This window comes from Lichenihabitans psoromatis (assembly GCF_004323635.1).
In the GTDB taxonomy this organism is placed as follows: domain Bacteria; phylum Pseudomonadota; class Alphaproteobacteria; order Rhizobiales; family Beijerinckiaceae; genus Lichenihabitans; species Lichenihabitans psoromatis.
Map to the genome: position 1 here is coordinate 3,266,663 of NZ_CP036515.1, position 16,941 is coordinate 3,283,603.

The following is a 16,941-nucleotide window of genomic DNA, read 5'->3' on the forward strand; positions in this document are numbered from 1 at the left end:
CCGCCGCTCTCAAAAGAATGGTAGGAGCGTCGCGACTGTCAGCGTCGACGCCGTCGTCCGTCCTTTCCTCAAAAGCGCCGCACCCGACCTCATGTTCTTTCTCGTCTCGAAACTTTTGTGGGTGATTGCCGCCCCAGTCACGCTGATGGTGCTTGTCGCGCTGGGCGGTGCGCTTCTGTCGTTCAGCCCCGGACGCTTTGCCCGGGTCGGCCGTCGCGTCGCGCTCGCGGGTACCGTTCTGCTGTTGGCGGGCGGTGTTCTGCCAGTCGGAACGCTGCTGCTCCGCCCCTTGGAAGACCGTTTCCCGCAACCTCCCGCCGACCTTCCGGCCCCGACCGGCATCATCGTGCTGGGTGGTTCCATCGATCAGACCATCGCGGCTTCACGCGGTCGCATCACGATCTCCGATGCGGCGGATCGTATGACGGAGGCCGTGATCTTGGGCCGCCGCTACCCCGATGCGCGACTGGTGTTTACGGGTGGAGCCAATGCGCTGGCCGGGAGCGCCTTGACGGAAGCAGCCGACGCACGCCGCCTGTGGATCGAGATGGGGATCGCGCCGGAGCGAATCACGACCGAGGATCGATCCCGCAACACCGACGAAAATGCACGGTTCACGAAGGCGATTCTGCAACCGCAGCCCGGCGAGCGCTGGCTGTTGGTGACCTCCGCCTATCACATGCCGCGCGCCATCGGGCTCTTCCGGGCCAATGGCTTTCCCGTGATCCCCTATCCGGTCGATTACCGGACGCTTGGCACCGATGCCGATATCAGGTTGCATACCGATATCGCGAACGGGCTAGTGCTGCTCAATACGGCGGCCCACGAGTGGATGGGTCTGCTGGCCTATGCGATCGCCGGAAAGACCGAGACGGTTCTGCCGCGACCGTGACCCGGTCTTCGACTGCGTGTCTGTTCAATCCTCGATCGTGAGATCGTCTGGAACGATCAGCATCACGGCCGCCCGCGCGTCGGAGCCGAATTGCCTCATCCACATGACGCCGAGCGTCAGGGCGGTCGCACCGATCAATACATAGGGGCTGACGAACCAGCCGAGATAGGCGACCGCAAAGAAGAAGGCGCGCTGCCCGCGATTGAAATGACGACCCGCCACGATGTTCATCTCGGCGGCGCGGATCGCGACGAGGCGTTTTTGTTCGACGCGGCTGGATTGCTTGGGCGGCACCGAGCCGATCAGAATCGCGACATAGCCGTAAAGGCGCGATGCCCAGGAGAATTTGAAAAACGCATAGCCGAAGATGATCGTGAGCCCGAGAACCTTGGCTTCGAATGCGCCTCGTGTGGACGCGATGCCGAGCGGCAGGTCGGCGAAGATCTTCAGCACGTCGTCGGTGCCGCGCAGCAACGCCAGGGTGCCGCCGATCGCGATCAAGGATGTCGACGCGAAGAACGATGTGCTGGTCTGGATGGTCATCAGGAGTGACGAATCGACAATGCGATTGTCCCGGCCCTGCATCTCCAGCATCCAGCGGAGACGATATTCGTTCATCAAACCGTTCAGGCCCTTGCGGCCGGCCGAGGCCCGCTCGACGAACAGGTAATAGGCGATCCAGGCGGCGAGGAAGAGCGCCAAGCCCACATCATCCGCGATCGTGAATCCAAGCATCGGTCGATGGTTCCTCCCCGTCGGGCGTCATCGTATCACGAGACGTCGCGATGCCGCTGCGATCGACCCTCATAAGTCGCTGACTCATCGCATCCGATGATGCTTTTCCATCATAAAGATTGGCTTGGCCGAGGCGGTCGATCCAGCCATCATGCCGCTCGATCAAAGAGGATTGTTCTGCATGGCACCGCGTCTTTACATCGGCAACAAGGCCTATTCGTCCTGGTCGTTGCGGCCCTGGCTCGCCATGACGCATTTCGGCCTGCCCTTCGAGGACGAGGTCATTCCTCTCGATCAACCGACGACCCATACCGACATCTTGCGGCATTCGCCGACCGGAACGGTGCCGGCGCTCGCGGTCGACGGGATCGTGATCTGGGAATCCTTGGCGATTCTGGAATATTGCGCCGATCGGCATTCCGAGGTTGCGATCTGGCCGAAGGACGCCAACGCCCGCGCGATCGCCCGGTCCGTGTCGTCCGAAATGCACGCCGGCTTCGGCAATCTCCGCAAGGCATGCCCGATGAACATGCGTCGCGCGGTTCGCAAGATCGAGGTCAGCGACGCGGTCGTGGCCGATGTCGCTCGGATCGAAGCGCTCTGGGCCGCGATGCGCCACGACTATGGGCAGGGCGGCCCGTTCCTGTTCGGGGCTTTCACGGCCGCCGACGCCATGTATGCGCCGGTGGTCAATCGCCTGCATGTCTATGATCTCGTGCAGCAGCCGGGGTCACGCGCCTATATGGACGCCATGATGGCGCTACCGGCGTGGCAGGCGTGGCTCGAGGGGGCGAAAGCCGAGCCGTGGTTCTTGGACAAATACGAAGCCATCTGATCGATGTTGTCGTGGACAAGCCGGTCTGCGACGACCGATCGCGGACTGTGTGGTTGCTCGGCTCCGGCAGTTCGGTAGAACACCGCACATGCCGCTTCACATCTTGAAACTCTGCGTCGGCGCGGAGTCGATCGCCGACCTACAAGGCTGGGTCACGGCTCGGATGAGCGAGATGGTCCGCAATGGCGAAACGCCGGAGCAGCGCCATACGACCCGTATGGTGCCGAAACGCGTGCCGGAACTGCTCGACGGCGGATCGCTCTACTGGATCATCAAAGGCCAGGTCGCCGTGCGTCAAGCGCTGCTCGGCGTTCGCCCGTTCACCGATCACGATGGGATCGGGCGCTGTCACTTGGTGCTCGATCCGGCCATGGTGCCGGTCGATCCGCGGCCGCACCGGCCCTTTCAGGGCTGGCGCTATCTTCGGCCTGAGGATGCTCCGATGGATTTCGGCAATCTCCGCTCTGACCTCGCCGCGATGCCCGAGCCGCTGCGCCGGGAACTGCGCGAACTCGGGTTGCTGTAGCGGCTGCCTCGCTCGCTCGAGACTAGACGGCCCAATTATCGATGAGCCGCGTCGTCCCGATCTTGGCCGCGACCAGCAATCGAGCCGGTTGTCCGCTAAGGGCCGCGACGGGGGCCAGCGTCTCGGCGTCGCGCAGCTCGAGATAATCGAGGACGAAACCGGCCCGCTCTAGTCGCGCTCTGGCCTGGGACAGTGTCGGAGCCGGCGCACTCCCGTCGCGCAACGCTGCCGCGCAATCCCGCAAAACGGCTGGGATGAAGGCAGCGGTTTTCCGCTCGGTCTCCGACAAATACCGGTTGCGCGAGGACATCGCCAACCCATCCGGCTCGCGGATCGTCTCGGCCCCCATGATCGCGACCGGAAGATCGAGGTCACGCACCATGTGTCGGATGACCTGCAGCTGCTGGTAATCCTTCTGTCCGAAAAGCGCGACATCCGGGGCGGATTGGATCAGAAGTTTGGCCACGATGGTCGCAACCCCGGCGAAGAATTGCGGGCGATAGGCGTCTTCGAGACCGACGGTCGCTGGCCCGCCCACCGACACTGTTGACGAAAAACCGGGTGGATACATGACCGCAGCCGTCGGCGCATAAACAAGATCGGCTCCGATGGCGGCCAGCATCGCGCAATCGGTCTCGAAGGTGCGCGGGTAGGCTGCGAAATCCTCCGTCGGCGCAAACTGGGTCGGATTCACGAAGATCGAGACGATCGTGCGCCGTGCCTCCTTTTGGCCTTGGCGGACCAGCGACGCATGTCCCTCGTGCAGCGCGCCCATGGTCGGGATCAGCGCGACCTTGTCCCCGGCGTCGCGCCACTGCTTGACCGTCGCGCGCAAAGCCTCAACGTCACGCGCCACCGCGATGGCCGCAGATGCGTGGATCATTGCCGCACGCTCGACGTGGCGCTTGCCGACACGAGGCAGGAGGACGATCTACGGACGAGGGCTGTCGGAATGAGCGAGGTTGTCCTGTGATTCAACGTAATTCGCCTCCCGTATCGCCCCGCTCCACGCCATCGCGCGCCGAGGTGGATGCCTTTATCGATCAGGCCGCCCAGACGCCAGCGCCTTATGCGGCTTCGTCCGGTCGAGGTCGATTGATCTTCGCGCTCGATGCGACCATGAGCCGGCAACCCACCTGGGATGTCGCCATTGCGGTGCAGGCGAAAATGTTCGACACGACGGCGGCCTTGGGCGGGCTCGACGTGCAACTCGTGTATTTCCGCGGCCTGACTGAATGCAAGGCCTCTCGCTTTGTCTCGGGAGGAGCGGGCCTTGCGGGCGTCATGTCCAAGATCCGGGTCGAGGGCGGCAATACGCAGATCGGCCGGGTGCTGACCCATGCGCGCGACGAAGCGCGGCGTGGCAGGGTCGCGGCGCTCGTCTATGTCGGCGATTGCCTTGAAGAACGGATCGATCCGCTCTGCGCCACGGCCGGCGAACTCGGGTTGCTCGGCATCAAGGCCTTCATGTTCCATGAAGGCAACGATCGTGCGGCGACACGCGGGTTTCAAGAGATTGCGCGGCTGACCGGGGGCGCTTACGCGACCTTCGATGCGAGTTCGCCCAAACGCCTGGCGGAGTTGCTGTCGGCCGCAGCTGCCTATGCGGCAGGAGGGCATTCCGGTCTTCTTGCACAAACACGCGCCTCGGACGGCTCTACGGCGCAAAACCTGCTTTCACAGCTGCGTTAACCGGGCGATAGTGCATTCATGCCGTTTCTTATCGCTGGATTGTTGCTGTTTTGGCTCGCCTCGGTCGGGCTGAAAACATTCGTTCGCGCCAATCCGGCTGGGGTCGCCCGCCTGATGCGGCGCGGTGGCGGCCTGCTGGCCTTGATGCTGGCCATTTTCTTGTTGGTGCGCGGCCAGATTGATGCCGCGCTTGCGCTCGGGGGGGTCGGGGTCTGGCTCACCAGCGGCAAGAAGGCACCCGCGATTTTGCGGGGCATCATGGGGGCGACCGGCACCCGTCCCAGAAAGATTTCGAGGGTGCGCTCCGCCATGATCGAGATGGAACTCGATCATGCGACGGGCGTGATGACCGGCACCGTCTTGGCAGGGTCGGACGAGGGCGCGTCGCTCGATCAACTCACGAAAACACGGTGCATGAGCCTCCTGGCCCGATGCCTCTCCGACGATCCGGAAGGCGCGCGTTTGCTAGAGGCGTATTTCGACCGCCGGTTTGCCGGCTGGCGTCAGGCAGGACACGATGGAGGCGACGCGGGGCGCGCTGACGCGTCGAACCGAAGCGGCCGGCGTCCAGGTTCCATGTCGGAGGATGAGGCTTACGAGGTGCTTGGTCTTGCGAAAAGCGCGACCCGGGAGGAGATCACCCGTTCGCACCGGGCGCTGATGAAGAAATTCCACCCGGACCATGGGGGCTCCACCGATCTCGCGGCCCGCGTGAACGAAGCCAAAGACGTGCTGATGCGCCGACATCTGTGACATCGCCTTACGCTGGAAGCTGAAACGAGAGGGAGGAGGCGCGCCCACGGACGGCCGCGAAACGTGTGCCGTGGTCGAGACGAGTTGGGGCGAGCTGCTGCATCTTGCCTCAATCCCGCATTGCGATGCAGGCAAAGCCTGACCGCTTCAAGGTTTTGCAGGCGGCTTCGGCACTCCCGGTATCAAGCCCGACGAAGCGGGCGCGGTAGAGGGTGGAATCGCCCTTCTTGACCTTCTCGGTCATGGGCCGAGCCGACGCGAGGGCGGAGCGGCCCTCGGATTTGGCGCGATTGAGGAGATCGGTGGCTTTGCCGGGAGCATCTGTCGCGCCGATCTGGATCACCCAGCCGCCGTGCTGCTCCGAAGCGGAACGATCCTTGGCGTCGCTTCGATCGACGCGCGTTTCCTCCGGGCGAGACCGGCTAGCCAAAATCTCGGGCTTTACAACCGGCAGGGGAGCCGCCTTTGCGGCTTTCGATCCATTCGGGCCCGCAACCCATTTCAGCGTCGACGGTGTGGCTGTTGCGAGCGCCACCGCGGACGAGTTCGACGCAGCCGGACGGCCATTGGTCGAGCCATCGAGGATCAACCGCTGACGCTCATTGGCGGCCATGGGCGGGGGCAGACGCGAGAGGTCGATTTTCGGCGCGCCGGCGATGAAGGCCGGACGGGGCCGTTCGGATGGCGAGGGGATGGCACCGGCCAGCACAGCCTGACCCAGCGTGCGGGCGCGGTCGCTCGGCCGTGTGGCCGGGGAGGGCGGAACCGCAAGGGTCGGGGCGATCAGGTTGGGGCCGCGTTCCTTGGCCGGCTCGACGTCGGGCGCTGCATCCGCCACCTCAGTGTCGACAGTTTCGGCCGGGCGTTCGATCGGCGAGGGAGGCGCCGCGGACGCGACGCGTGTCGGAGCGGCTTCCTCGATGTGGTTTTCGATCAGCGACGCCATGATGTTATCGCGGCCGGCTGCCGACTTGCCGCCGAGCACGACAGAGATGATCCGGTGGCCGCCCTGGTTGACCGACGACAACAGGTTGAAGCCCGAGGCGCGCGTATAGCCGGTCTTGATGCCGTCCATGCCTTCGATGCGGGCCATCAGATGGTTGTGGTTTGCCATATACGACCCCGCATAGGTGAAGCTCGGGGTCGAGAAGAAGCGATAGTAGGTCGGGAAGTTTTCCTTGATGGCGCGCCCGAGGAGCGTGAGATCGCGCGCCGTGGTCAATTGGCGATCGTCAGGCAGGCCCGAGGCGTTGACGTAGACGGTGCGGGACATGCCGAGCGCGTGAGCCTTGCGGGTCATCAGGCTCGCGAAGCTTGGCTCGTCGCCCCCGATCGATTCGGCCACCGCGACCGCCATGTCATTGGCCGATTTCGTAACAATGGATTTGATGGCATCTTCGACCCGAATGGTCGACCCGGCGCGGAGGCCTAGTTTGGTCGGAGCCTGGGCGGCGGCGTGGCGCGACACGTCGATGCGGGTGTCGAGGCTCATCTCCCCGGACTGAAGCTTTTCGAACAGAAGGTAGAGCGTCATAACCTTGGTGATCGAGGCCGGGTGGCGCAGCTCATTCTCAGCAACCGCATAGAGGGTGCGACCACTATTCGCATCGACCACCATGGCTGAGAACTTCGGCGAATCGACCAGGGACACGTGATGCCGAGCCCCATGGTTGGCCATATGAGCGCGCGCATGACCGTGGTGACGTCTCGCCTGGGCTTCCCCCGTCGTCGCCATCATCGCCAGCGTCAGGCCAACGATCGTCAAGCAGCCTTTCCGGACTAACCCGTTGTGACGCGAACCCATCAATCACCCTCATGGCCGGTTCCGATCGAAGGCCCGAGGGCCTTGCGTGACCGAAACATCACGAGCCAAAACGCTAGGTGATCGCAGTTACGGCGCGGTTAACGGCCGGTAAGTTGGTTCCGCCGCATTCGAGGGAAAATTTCTGAAATCTACTCGGCGCATCATCGTCGAGCCTTAGCCCTAGTTGCGCCACGATCACTGCCAACATTCCGGGTCGAAACAAAAGCGGCCGTGCTCTGGCGAAGCGCTCGGCGCGACCGTACATTAGCAAACCGGGCGACGAGGTGCCGGTCGGGTGAATTGCCGAATACGAGGATACAGTGACGTTGACTGTCGATGCCCCTGTCTCTGATCTCAATCCGCGCGCTTCGAACGTCCAGACGGTCATCAGGATGATGGCGCCGAAGGAGCCGAAGAAGAACGGTGACGGAAACGGCACCGGAACGGCGGTTATCACGCGTCCCAAGACGCAAACCAAAAAACCCAGCATGTACAGGGTTTTGCTTCTGAATGATGATTACACGCCGATGGAATTCGTTGTCGCCGTGCTGCGGAAGTATTTCAACAAAGGGCCGGAAGACGCGACCAGGATCATGTTGCATGTCCACCAACAAGGCGTGGGGGAGTGTGGGGTGTTCACCTACGAGGTTGCGGAGACCAAAGTGACGCAGGTGATGGATTTCGCGCGCAAGCACCAACATCCTCTGCAATGTATTATGGAAAAAAACTGAGAGGCCGCTGTCCCCATGCCTGCATTCTCACGTGCTCTAGAACAATCGCTTCATCGTGCCTTGGCGGTCGCCAATGAACGCCACCATGAATATGCGACGCTCGAACATCTGCTGCTTGCGCTGATCGACGACACCGATGCTGCGGCGGTGTTGCGCGCTTGCTCCGTCGACATCGACATTCTGAAGAAGCAACTCGTCGAATATATCGACAACGAACTCGAAAACCTTGTGGCCGAGGGACACGACGACGCCAAGCCGACGGCCGGCTTCCAACGCGTCATCCAGCGCGCCCACATTCATGTCCAATCGTCGGGCCGCGAAGAAGTGACCGGCGCCAACGTGTTGGTCGCGATCTTCGCCGAGCGCGAGAGCCACGCCGCCTATTTCCTGCAGGAGCAGGATATGACCCGCTACGACGCGGTCAATTACATCAGCCATGGCATTGCCAAGCGTCCCGGCTTGTCGGATCCGTCAAAGTCGCCGCGCGGCGCCGACGAGGAGGGCGATGGCCGCGACAAGGACGCGAAGGAGCCGGACTCCAAGAAGAAGGAAGGCGCTCTCGAGGCCTATTGCGTCAATCTGAACAAGAAAGCGCGAGACGGCCGCATTGATCCGTTGATCGGCCGTGAGATGGAGGTGCAGCGCACCATTCAGGTTCTCTGCCGTCGACAGAAGAACAATCCGCTCTTGGTCGGTGATCCGGGCGTTGGAAAAACCGCGATTGCGGAAGGTCTTGCGCGCAAAATCATCAAGAATGAGGTGCCGGAGGTTCTTGCTGGTGCGACCGTCTTTGCGCTCGACATGGGCACGCTGCTGGCGGGGACGCGATATCGGGGCGACTTCGAGGAGCGTCTGAAGCAGGTCATGAAGGAGATCGAGGGTCACAAGAACGCGATCCTGTTTATCGACGAAATCCATACGGTCATCGGCGCGGGCGCGACCTCGGGCGGCGCCATGGATGCGTCGAACCTGTTGAAGCCGGCGCTTGCCCAGGGTGGTCTGCGTTGCATCGGCTCGACCACCTACAAGGAATATCGTCAGTATTTCGAGAAGGATCGCGCGCTGGTTCGTCGCTTCCAAAAGATCGACGTCAACGAGCCGTCGGTGCCGGATGCTGTGGAAATCTTGAAGGGTCTCAAGCCCTATTTCGAGGAATTCCACAAAGTCCGCTTCACCAATGAGGCGGTTCGGGCGGCGGTCGAGCTCTCGGCCCGCTATATCCACGACCGCAAGCTCCCCGATAAGGCGATCGATGTGATCGACGAGTCGGGCGCGTCGCAGATGCTTGTGCCCGAAGCCAAGCGCAAGAAGACGATCGGCATCAAGGAGATCGAGAGCACGATCGCCACGATGGCGCGTATCCCGCCCAAGACCGTGTCGAAGGATGATGCCGAGGTGTTGGCGCATCTCGATGCTACCCTGAAGGCGGTCGTCTATGGGCAGGATGAGGCGATCGCGTCGCTGACCTCCGCCATCAAGCTGGCTCGCGCCGGCTTGCGCGACGGAGAGAAGCCGATCGGCTCTTACCTGTTCTCCGGCCCCACGGGCGTCGGGAAAACGGAGGCTGCGCGCCAACTGGCGCTCGGCCTCGGGGTGGAACTGATCCGCTTCGACATGTCGGAATATATGGAGCGTCACACCGTCAGCCGACTGATCGGCGCGCCTCCCGGCTACGTCGGGTTCGACCAGGGTGGGTTGTTGACCGATGGAATCGATCAGCATCCGCATTGTGTGCTGCTGCTGGACGAGATCGAGAAGGCTCACCCTGATCTCTACAACATCTTGTTGCAGATCATGGACCATGGAAAGCTGACGGATCACAGCGGAAAGCAGATCGATTTCCGTAACGTCATCCTGATCATGACCACGAATGCTGGTGCGTCGGATCAAGCGCGTGCGATGATCGGTTTCACGCGCGCCAAGCGGACCGGAGAGGATATCGAGGCGATCAACCGGTTGTTCACGCCGGAGTTCAGAAATCGCTTGGATGCGATTGTTCCGTTTGGTCATTTGCCGGCATCCGTCATTGCCAAGGTGGTCGACAAGTTCATCCTGCAGCTCGAAGCACAACTCGCCGATCGCAATGTCACGATCGAACTGACCGACGAGGCGCGCAACTGGTTGATCGAGAACGGCTACGATGAGGCGATGGGTGCGCGGCCGATGGCCCGTGTCATCCAGCAGTCGATCAAGACGCCACTGGCCGATGAAGTGTTGTTCGGCAAGCTCAAGAACGGCGGTGCTGTTCGTGTCGTCGTCACGGCGGAGGAAGGCGGGCCGAAGAAGCTCGGCTTCGTCTACCTGGACGGGCCGGTTATGCCGCGTCCAGAGCGCGATATCGTCGAGGCGGGACGGAAGCGAAAGAGCCGTGCCGAAGCCGAAGATGCGCGCGACGAGGAGGAGCCGGAGACCTTCGATACGGAGGAGGATGGCGATGGCGAGACGCCGCCATCCGCCGGTGGTGGGTCTGTTCCCAAAGTTCCGCTCAAGACCTGATCGCATTCAGTCCCGAACCTGATTGTTTCGGCGGCGCTCCATCGCAAATGTTGGAGCGCCGTTTTTCGTTGTCATGCTATGTCTGCCCCCAATCCAGACCCTTTCGATCGAAGATTTTCATTCATGCCTCTTAACCAAGAATCCGTGCTGCAGGCGCTTGAAGGCATAAAGGGGCCGGACGGGCTGACGCCGCTTCCACGTTCGGGTGCGCTCGGTGGCGTCGTCGTCAAGGACGGGCGCGTTTTCATATCGATCGAGGTCGATCGGCGCCTCGCGACAGAAGCGGAACCGATGCGGGAGCGTGTTGAAAAGCTCGTCGCAGGCCTCGATGGGGTCGCGTCGGTTCTCGTCACGCTGACGGCGCAAAAACCGGTAGGGGCGGCTGGCGCGCCCGCGCCGCACGCTCATTCGCATGCGGCACCTGCTCTCGGGCCGAAGGCTCAGGCGGCTCGGGCCGGCATCGCCGTGGTCGGCGTGAAGACCATCATCGCGGTTGCGTCGGGAAAGGGTGGTGTTGGCAAGTCAACCACGGCCTGCAATCTCGCGCTGGCCCTGCAGGCGCTCGGCAACAAAGTCGCGGTGCTGGACGCCGACATCTACGGCCCGTCCATGCCGCGCCTGTTTGACCTAAAGGGCAAGCCGGAGGTCGTGGATGGCCGGATCATGCGTCCGCTCGATGCCTATGGGCTGAAGGTCATGTCGATCGGTTTCCTGGTCGAGGAGGAAACGCCGATGATCTGGCGTGGTCCGATGGTCATGTCGGCCATAACGCAAATGCTCCGGGACGTGCAGTGGGGTGAGATCGACATCATGGTGGTCGATATGCCGCCCGGCACGGGCGACGCCCAGCTCACCATGGCGCAATCGGTGCCGCTGGCCGGTGCCGTCATCGTCTCGACGCCTCAGGATCTGGCGCTGATCGATGCGCGACGCGGGGTTGCGATGTTCCGGCGGGTCGAGGTGCCGATCCTTGGTGTCGTCGAAAATATGAGCACGTTCATCTGCCCGAGTTGCGGCACCGAAACCAACATCTTTGGCCATGGCGGCGCGCGCCATGAGGCGGAGCGCCTCGGCGTGCCGTTCCTGGGCGAGATCCCCTTGGCGCTCGACATCCGAACCACCTCCGATGCCGGAACTCCAGTCATGGTATCGGCTCCCAATGGTCCGCATGCGGCGGCCTATAAGGCGATGGCGCAAGGCGTTCTCGACTCGCTCGCCGGGCAAAACAGTCGCCCGGCCCCGATGATCGTCATGGAATAAGCGAGACGCTCGACACGACCAGTCCGAGATTAACGCGAGGGAGTTGTGCATGAAGACCGGGGTGGGACGGCGACGGTTTATCGCAACTGCGGCGGCGACGGGAGTTCTGGTGGCCGGAACGGCTCGGGGCGAGGATGCTCCGTCAGCCGCGACACCGACCCCGGATGTGATCTGGCGGCTGACGTCGAGCTTTCCGAAGTCGCTCGATCTCATGTTCGGTGGAGCCGAGACGTTCGCCCGCGTGGTCGGTGATTTGACCGGAGGCCGTTTCCGCATCGATGTGCTGGCACCGGGTGACGCTGTACCGGGTCTTCAGGCCCTCGACGCGGTGCAGGCCGGAACCGTCGAGGCTTGTCACACCTCGATGGACTATTTCTACGGCAAGGACCCGACATTCGCTCTCGCAACCGCGATCCCGTTCGGCCTGAATGCGCGCGGACAGGCCGCCTATGCCTATGAGGGCGGCGGCAACGATCTCTTCAATGAATTTCTGGGCGGCTATGGTGTTCTGGCGTTTCCGGCCGGGAATACGGGCGCTCAAATGGGCGGCTTCTTCCGCAAGCCGGTGAAGTCGGTGGCCGACCTGCAAGGTCTTAAGATCCGGATCGGCGGATTAGCCGGCAAAGTCCTGCAGCAATTGGGCGCCATTCCGCAGGCGACGCCACGCGCCGATCTCTACACCGCTCTCGACCAAGGCACGATCGATGCCGCGACCTGGGTCAGCCCTTATGACGACGATAGATTGGCGAGTGACGAGAAGACCGCCCTTCAGAAGGTGGCACCGAATTATTATTACCCGGGCTGGTGGCGGGGTGGATCGGTCATCCATGTCGCCTTCAACAAGGCGAAATATGAGGCCTTGCCGGCACCCTTTCGCGCCGCTTTGAAGGCTGCGGCGATGACGGCCAATACCGAGATGCTGGCGCGCTATGATGCGCGGAACCCCGCTGCTTTGAAGCGGCTCGTCGTTTCCGGCGCCCAATTACGCGCTTTCCCGCAGGATGTTCTCGAAGCTGCCTTCAAGACCACCAACGATGTGCTGCATGACATTGCAGACGGAAATCCTCACTTCAAGGCCGTGCTCGACAGCACCGTCAACTTCCGGTCGGAGGAATATCTATGGTGGCAGGTCGGCGAATATACGTTTGATAACTTCATGATCCGGCAGCGCGCCAAAGGCTGATCTGTCTCATGCGGGGTCGTCGGGCAGGCGAGGCTGCGACGTTACCATAAGCATGAAGGCGGGAACGAGGGGGCCGGATCGGCGTTTTCGGGTCCATTGCTCCGACAGCGGAGCGATAGATCGAAGGAAAGCCCTATGACAAGACCGTTGATCGCGACCTTGATGCTGTCGGTTGCGATGCTGGCGCCATGTGTCGCGTCTGCCGTCCCCCTGCAGGATCAAGCCGAAGCCGCCGTGCAGAAACTCACTGGAAAAGACGGCCCTGCGACCATCGCCAAGGTCGCCAGTTTTGATCATCAGGTTACGGGTGTCGCCGTGACCGAGACGGGCCGCATCTTCGTCAGCTTTCCGCGTTGGTCCGAAGATGCGCCGATCTCCTTGGCGGAACTGATGCCGGATGGGGCGTTGCACCCCTATCCTGACGCCGAATGGAACGCGTATCGCAACGCCGCGCCACGGTCCGCGAACGATCATTTCGTCTGTGTTCAGGCCGAGACGGCCGATGGCAAGGGCTCGCTCTGGGTCATCGATCCCGCCGCGCCCAACACGGAGTTCATCGTTCCGGGCGGGCCAAAGTTGGTCAAGATCGACCTCGCCACCAACAAGGTCGCGCAGGTGTTCGGGTTCGATCTGAGTGTCGCGCCACAGGGAAGCTATCTCAACGACGTTCGTTTCTCGCCCGATGGCAAGACGGCCTACATGACCGATTCAGGCGCGACAGGCGCTCTGGTGGTTCTCGATCTGACGACGGGACAAGGTCGTCGGGTGCTCGATGGTGACGTGTCGACTCAAGTCGATAAGACCGTGAAGGTCGCGATCGACGGCAAGGAGATGAAGCAACCGGACGGGCGCGGTGTGCAATTCGCCGCAGACAGCATCAGCATCGATCCGAAAGGCCAGTATCTGTACTGGCAACCCTTGACCGGTAAGACGTTATACCGGATCGCGACGGCGGCGCTCGCTGACGTCAGCCTCTCGCCGGAGCAGATGTCGCAGAAGGTCGAGAAGGTCGCCGATAGCGAGCCGAACGACGGCTTGTGGACGGATGCGAGAAATCGCCTGTTTTTCACAGCCGTCCAGAAAAGCGCTATCGAAACGATGGAGCTCGGCGGGAAGCGCACGACCCTTGTCAGCGATCCACGCCTCCGCTGGCCCGATACCTTCGCGCAAGGGCCGGATGGAACGCTTTACGTGACAAATTCAGACATTACCGACTCGCCGCGCTTCAACACCGGAGGCTGGGCTGCGAAATCCTTCAACCTGTGGAAAATCGTTCCGGGCAAAGCCGGACTGATCGATAAAAACCCGGCTTTTTCCAAATAAGTTGGCGTGCGACCAGACCGGCGTTCAGCCGCCGGTCTGGCTCATGGGCCGGCCAACGCGTGGCTTGGAGACCAAGCGATCGGCAAGAAAGTCATGCCCCTTTGGCTTGCGTGCGATCGCCTCGTCCAACGCCAGCATCAAGGCTCGATCGTCCTCGGAGAGACGCAGCGGCGTTCGCAGGTCCGCGGCGTCATTCTGACCAAGGCACATGAACAAGGTGCCGGTGCATGTCACGCGCACCCGGTTGCAGCTTTCACAGAAATTGTGGCTGAGCGGCGTAATGAACCCGATACGGCCGCCCGTCTCCTTCACGCGCATATAGCGGGCCGGACCTCCGGTCCGATGCGAGATCGGCTCGAGCGTCAGCGTCGCGGACAATTGGCGTCGAACGTCCTCGAGCGAGAGATACTGGTCTGCCTGGTCAGCGCGATCTTCGCCAAGTGGCATGACTTCGATGAACGTGATCTCCATCCCGTCCCCATGCGCCCAGGCGATCAACTCTTCAAACTCGCTATCGTTAAAGCCTTTCAACGCCACGCAATTGATCTTGACCGACAAGCCGGCTTGTCGAGCAGCGCGTATGCCGGCCAGCACCTGAGCGAGATCGCCGCGACGTGTGATGGCGCGGAATTTCTCGGGATCGAGCGTGTCCAGCGACACGTTGATCCGCTGGACACCCGTTGCGGCCAGAGGGCCCGCGAAGTTCGCGAGCTGCGAGCCATTCGTGGTCAAGGTCAACTCGTCGAGACGCCCCGAGACAAGATGGCGGGAGAGACGCTCGAACAGGTGCAAGATATCACGCCGCACGAGCGGCTCGCCGCCGGTGATCCTGAGCTTTCGCGTGCCGCGGGTCACGAAGGCGGTGCAGAGTCGGTCCAACTCCTCAAGCGTCAGGAGATCGCGTTTCGGCAGAAAGCGCATCTCCTCCGACATGCAGTAAGTGCATCGAAAGTCGCACCGATCGGTGACCGACACTCGGACGTAGCTGATTGCGCGCCCGAATGGATCGATCAGCGGCGGGTTGTCGAGCAGCGTCAGATCGGTCGTGGGCGCGTTGATCATGCCCATGAGATAGTTTGTCTCCGGCCAAATGGAAGCGCCCATCGCCACAGGCGGGCTCACTTCACGCCTACATATAGTCTGCGGCGACCGTCGCGTCCCGTGTTTCGCGCTGGCCGATCATGTTGATCAGCGCAGTTACGACCACCGCGACGACGATATTCGCCGAAAGCGCGTAGACGGCTGCATAGGCCGGGATCGTAAAGCCGCCGATCGTCAAGGCGTAATTGGCACTCTTGAACCCGGTGAGAGCCGCCATCCAGGTGCCGAGCCCGATACCAGTGGCCCAGCCGAGAAGCAGCGCCCAGGAGTTCAGCCAGCGCGTGAACAGCCCGATCAACACCGGCGGAAGCGTCTGGCTCATCCAGACGCCGCCGAGCAATTGCAACTGGATGGCGTAATCAAGCGGCAAAAACAGGATGAAGAATAGGGCGCCGAATTTGACCACGAGCGACACCCACTTGGCCATACGGGCTTCGGCCAGCGGTGTCGCGTTCGGGTTGATGAACTCGATATAGACGTTGCGGGTCCAAAGGTTCGCGGCCGCGATCGACATGATGGCGGCCGGCACAAGGGCGCCGATACCGATCGCCGCGAAAGCGAAGCCAACGAACCAGCTCGGAAACATATTGAGGAAAAGCGCTGGCACCGCAGCATTCGCCTTATAGCGGGCGAAGAGCTCGGAAAATTCCGGCAGCTTGTCGAGATGCGCCCCGACCGCCATGAAGCCTAGCAGCGTGATGAATGCCAACACTAGAGAATAGGCCGGGAGCAGCACCGAGTTGCGACGGATGACGTCCCGGCTCGACGAACTAAGCACAGCCGTGATCGCATGGGGGTAGAGAAAGAGCGCTGCGGCCGAGCCGAGCGCCAGCGTCGCATAGACCGAATACATGCCGGTCGATCCGGCCGGCGGCAAGGCGAGTATCAGCTTGCTGGGCGAGACCGCCGCGAAGATGCCGCTGAACCCACCGAGCTTGGCCGGAACCACGATCAGCACCGCGAAGATCGTCACATAGATCATCACGTCCTTGACGACCGCGATGGCGGCCGGGGCGCGCAAGCCTGATTTATAGGTGAAGACCGCAAGGATGATGAAGGCGATGATGAGCGGCAGGTCACCCAGGATGCCGCTGGTTTCAATGCCCATCGCGCCGATGATGACCTGAAGGCCGACAAGCTGCAGTGCGATATAAGGCATCGTCGCCATCAAGCCGGTGAGCGCGACCGCGAGCGCCAGCCAGCGATTGCCGAACCGGCCGCGTACAAAATCCGCCGAGGTGATGTAGCCGTGTTGGCGGCAGACCGACCAGAGGCGCGGAAAGATCACGAAGGTCATCGGGTAGATGATGGTCGTGTAAGGAACCGCGAAGAAGGCGATCGCGCCCGCGCCGAACGCGAGGGCCGGAACCGCGATGAACGTGTAGGCCGTGTAGATGTCGCCGCCGATCAGGAACCACGTCACCAGCGTACCGAAGCGGCCGCCGGCGAGGCCCCACTCATGCAGGAGATCGAGATCGCCCTTGCGCCAATTGGCGGCCACGAAGCCCAGGATCGTGATGCTGCCGAAAAACAGCACGAACACCGCGAGCGCGACCCAATTGACAGACATTATTCCTCCCCAGGCACAAGCTTAGCCTCTCGATCCGATA

General features: G+C 62.2%; 15 protein-coding genes. 10 read left to right on the forward strand and 5 right to left on the reverse strand.

The features are described 5' to 3' along the window. Positions 1–91: 91 nt before the first annotated feature. Positions 92–892, forward strand: coding sequence for a YdcF family protein (locus tag EY713_RS15135; RefSeq protein ID WP_131116201.1), 801 nt, complete (start codon positions 92–94; stop codon positions 890–892). 24 nt (positions 893–916) lie between these two features. Here the strand turns inward: EY713_RS15135 and EY713_RS15140 are convergent, their stop codons facing one another. After that, positions 917–1,627 carry a DUF599 domain-containing protein gene (locus tag EY713_RS15140; protein ID WP_131116204.1) on the reverse strand — a complete coding sequence of 237 codons (711 nt, stop codon included), beginning with the start codon at positions 1,625–1,627 and terminating at the stop codon, positions 917–919. Positions 1,628–1,808: 181 nt separating this feature from the next. Here EY713_RS15140 and EY713_RS15145 point away from each other — a divergent pair, with 181 nt between their 5' ends. Together EY713_RS15145 and EY713_RS15150 are read left to right on the forward strand one after the other, a co-directional pair. After that, the gene (locus EY713_RS15145) at positions 1,809–2,462 is read left to right on the forward strand and encodes a glutathione S-transferase family protein (RefSeq protein ID WP_131116208.1); all 654 of its coding nucleotides are present in this window, start codon (positions 1,809–1,811) and stop codon (positions 2,460–2,462) included. 88 nt (positions 2,463–2,550) lie between these two features. Next, the gene (locus tag EY713_RS15150; RefSeq protein ID WP_131116211.1) at positions 2,551–2,988 is read left to right on the forward strand and encodes a DUF1489 family protein; all 438 of its coding nucleotides are present in this window, start codon (positions 2,551–2,553) and stop codon (positions 2,986–2,988) included. Between the two features lie 22 nt (positions 2,989–3,010). On the opposite strand, the gene panC is transcribed toward EY713_RS15150, so the two are convergent. Further along, positions 3,011–3,871 (reverse strand): pantoate--beta-alanine ligase, encoded by an 861-nt coding sequence (gene panC, locus EY713_RS15155; RefSeq protein WP_131116213.1) that lies wholly within the window; start codon positions 3,869–3,871, stop codon positions 3,011–3,013. An 86-nt stretch (positions 3,872–3,957) separates the two neighbouring features. Here panC and EY713_RS15160 point away from each other — a divergent pair, with 86 nt between their 5' ends. Next, positions 3,958–4,680 (forward strand): VWA domain-containing protein, encoded by a 723-nt coding sequence (locus tag EY713_RS15160; protein WP_131116216.1) that lies wholly within the window; start codon positions 3,958–3,960, stop codon positions 4,678–4,680. A gap of 18 nt (positions 4,681–4,698) precedes the next feature. Then, positions 4,699–5,433 (forward strand): DnaJ domain-containing protein, encoded by a 735-nt coding sequence (locus tag EY713_RS15165; protein ID WP_131116219.1) that lies wholly within the window; start codon positions 4,699–4,701, stop codon positions 5,431–5,433. Positions 5,434–5,542: 109 nt separating this feature from the next. On the opposite strand, the gene EY713_RS15170 is transcribed toward EY713_RS15165, so the two are convergent. Then, positions 5,543–7,198 (reverse strand): D-alanyl-D-alanine carboxypeptidase, encoded by a 1,656-nt coding sequence (locus tag EY713_RS15170; protein ID WP_165491146.1) that lies wholly within the window; start codon positions 7,196–7,198, stop codon positions 5,543–5,545. A 431-nt stretch (positions 7,199–7,629) separates the two neighbouring features. On the opposite strand from EY713_RS15170, the gene clpS reads away from it, so the two are divergent. From clpS to EY713_RS15195, 5 genes are all read left to right on the forward strand, one after another. Then, entirely contained in the window at positions 7,630–7,968 is a 339-nt protein-coding gene (gene clpS, locus EY713_RS15175; RefSeq protein ID WP_131119779.1) for an ATP-dependent Clp protease adapter ClpS, read from the forward strand. Between the two features lie 15 nt (positions 7,969–7,983). After that, on the forward strand, positions 7,984–10,464 hold the full coding sequence (gene clpA / locus EY713_RS15180; protein WP_131116225.1) for an ATP-dependent Clp protease ATP-binding subunit ClpA: 2,481 nt from the start codon (positions 7,984–7,986) through the stop codon (positions 10,462–10,464). Positions 10,465–10,587: 123 nt separating this feature from the next. Next, the gene (locus tag EY713_RS15185) at positions 10,588–11,724 is read left to right on the forward strand and encodes an Mrp/NBP35 family ATP-binding protein (protein WP_131116228.1); all 1,137 of its coding nucleotides are present in this window, start codon (positions 10,588–10,590) and stop codon (positions 11,722–11,724) included. Positions 11,725–11,773: 49 nt separating this feature from the next. Next, positions 11,774–12,907: a TRAP transporter substrate-binding protein gene (locus EY713_RS15190; RefSeq protein WP_342634210.1), complete on the forward strand. Its 1,134-nt coding sequence runs from the start codon at positions 11,774–11,776 to the stop codon at positions 12,905–12,907. Positions 12,908–13,042: 135 nt separating this feature from the next. Further along, positions 13,043–14,230, forward strand: a complete 1,188-nt coding sequence (locus EY713_RS15195) for an SMP-30/gluconolactonase/LRE family protein (RefSeq protein ID WP_245572743.1) — start codon at positions 13,043–13,045, stop codon at positions 14,228–14,230. A 24-nt stretch (positions 14,231–14,254) separates the two neighbouring features. Here EY713_RS15195 and moaA read toward each other — a convergent pair whose 3' ends face one another. Beyond that, positions 14,255–15,298 carry a GTP 3',8-cyclase MoaA gene (gene moaA / locus EY713_RS15200; RefSeq protein WP_425374315.1) on the reverse strand — a complete coding sequence of 348 codons (1,044 nt, stop codon included), beginning with the start codon at positions 15,296–15,298 and terminating at the stop codon, positions 14,255–14,257. A gap of 61 nt (positions 15,299–15,359) precedes the next feature. Next, positions 15,360–16,901 carry a monocarboxylate uptake permease MctP gene (gene mctP, locus EY713_RS15205; RefSeq protein ID WP_131116230.1) on the reverse strand — a complete coding sequence of 514 codons (1,542 nt, stop codon included), beginning with the start codon at positions 16,899–16,901 and terminating at the stop codon, positions 15,360–15,362. Between the last annotated feature and the right edge of the window lie 40 nt (positions 16,902–16,941).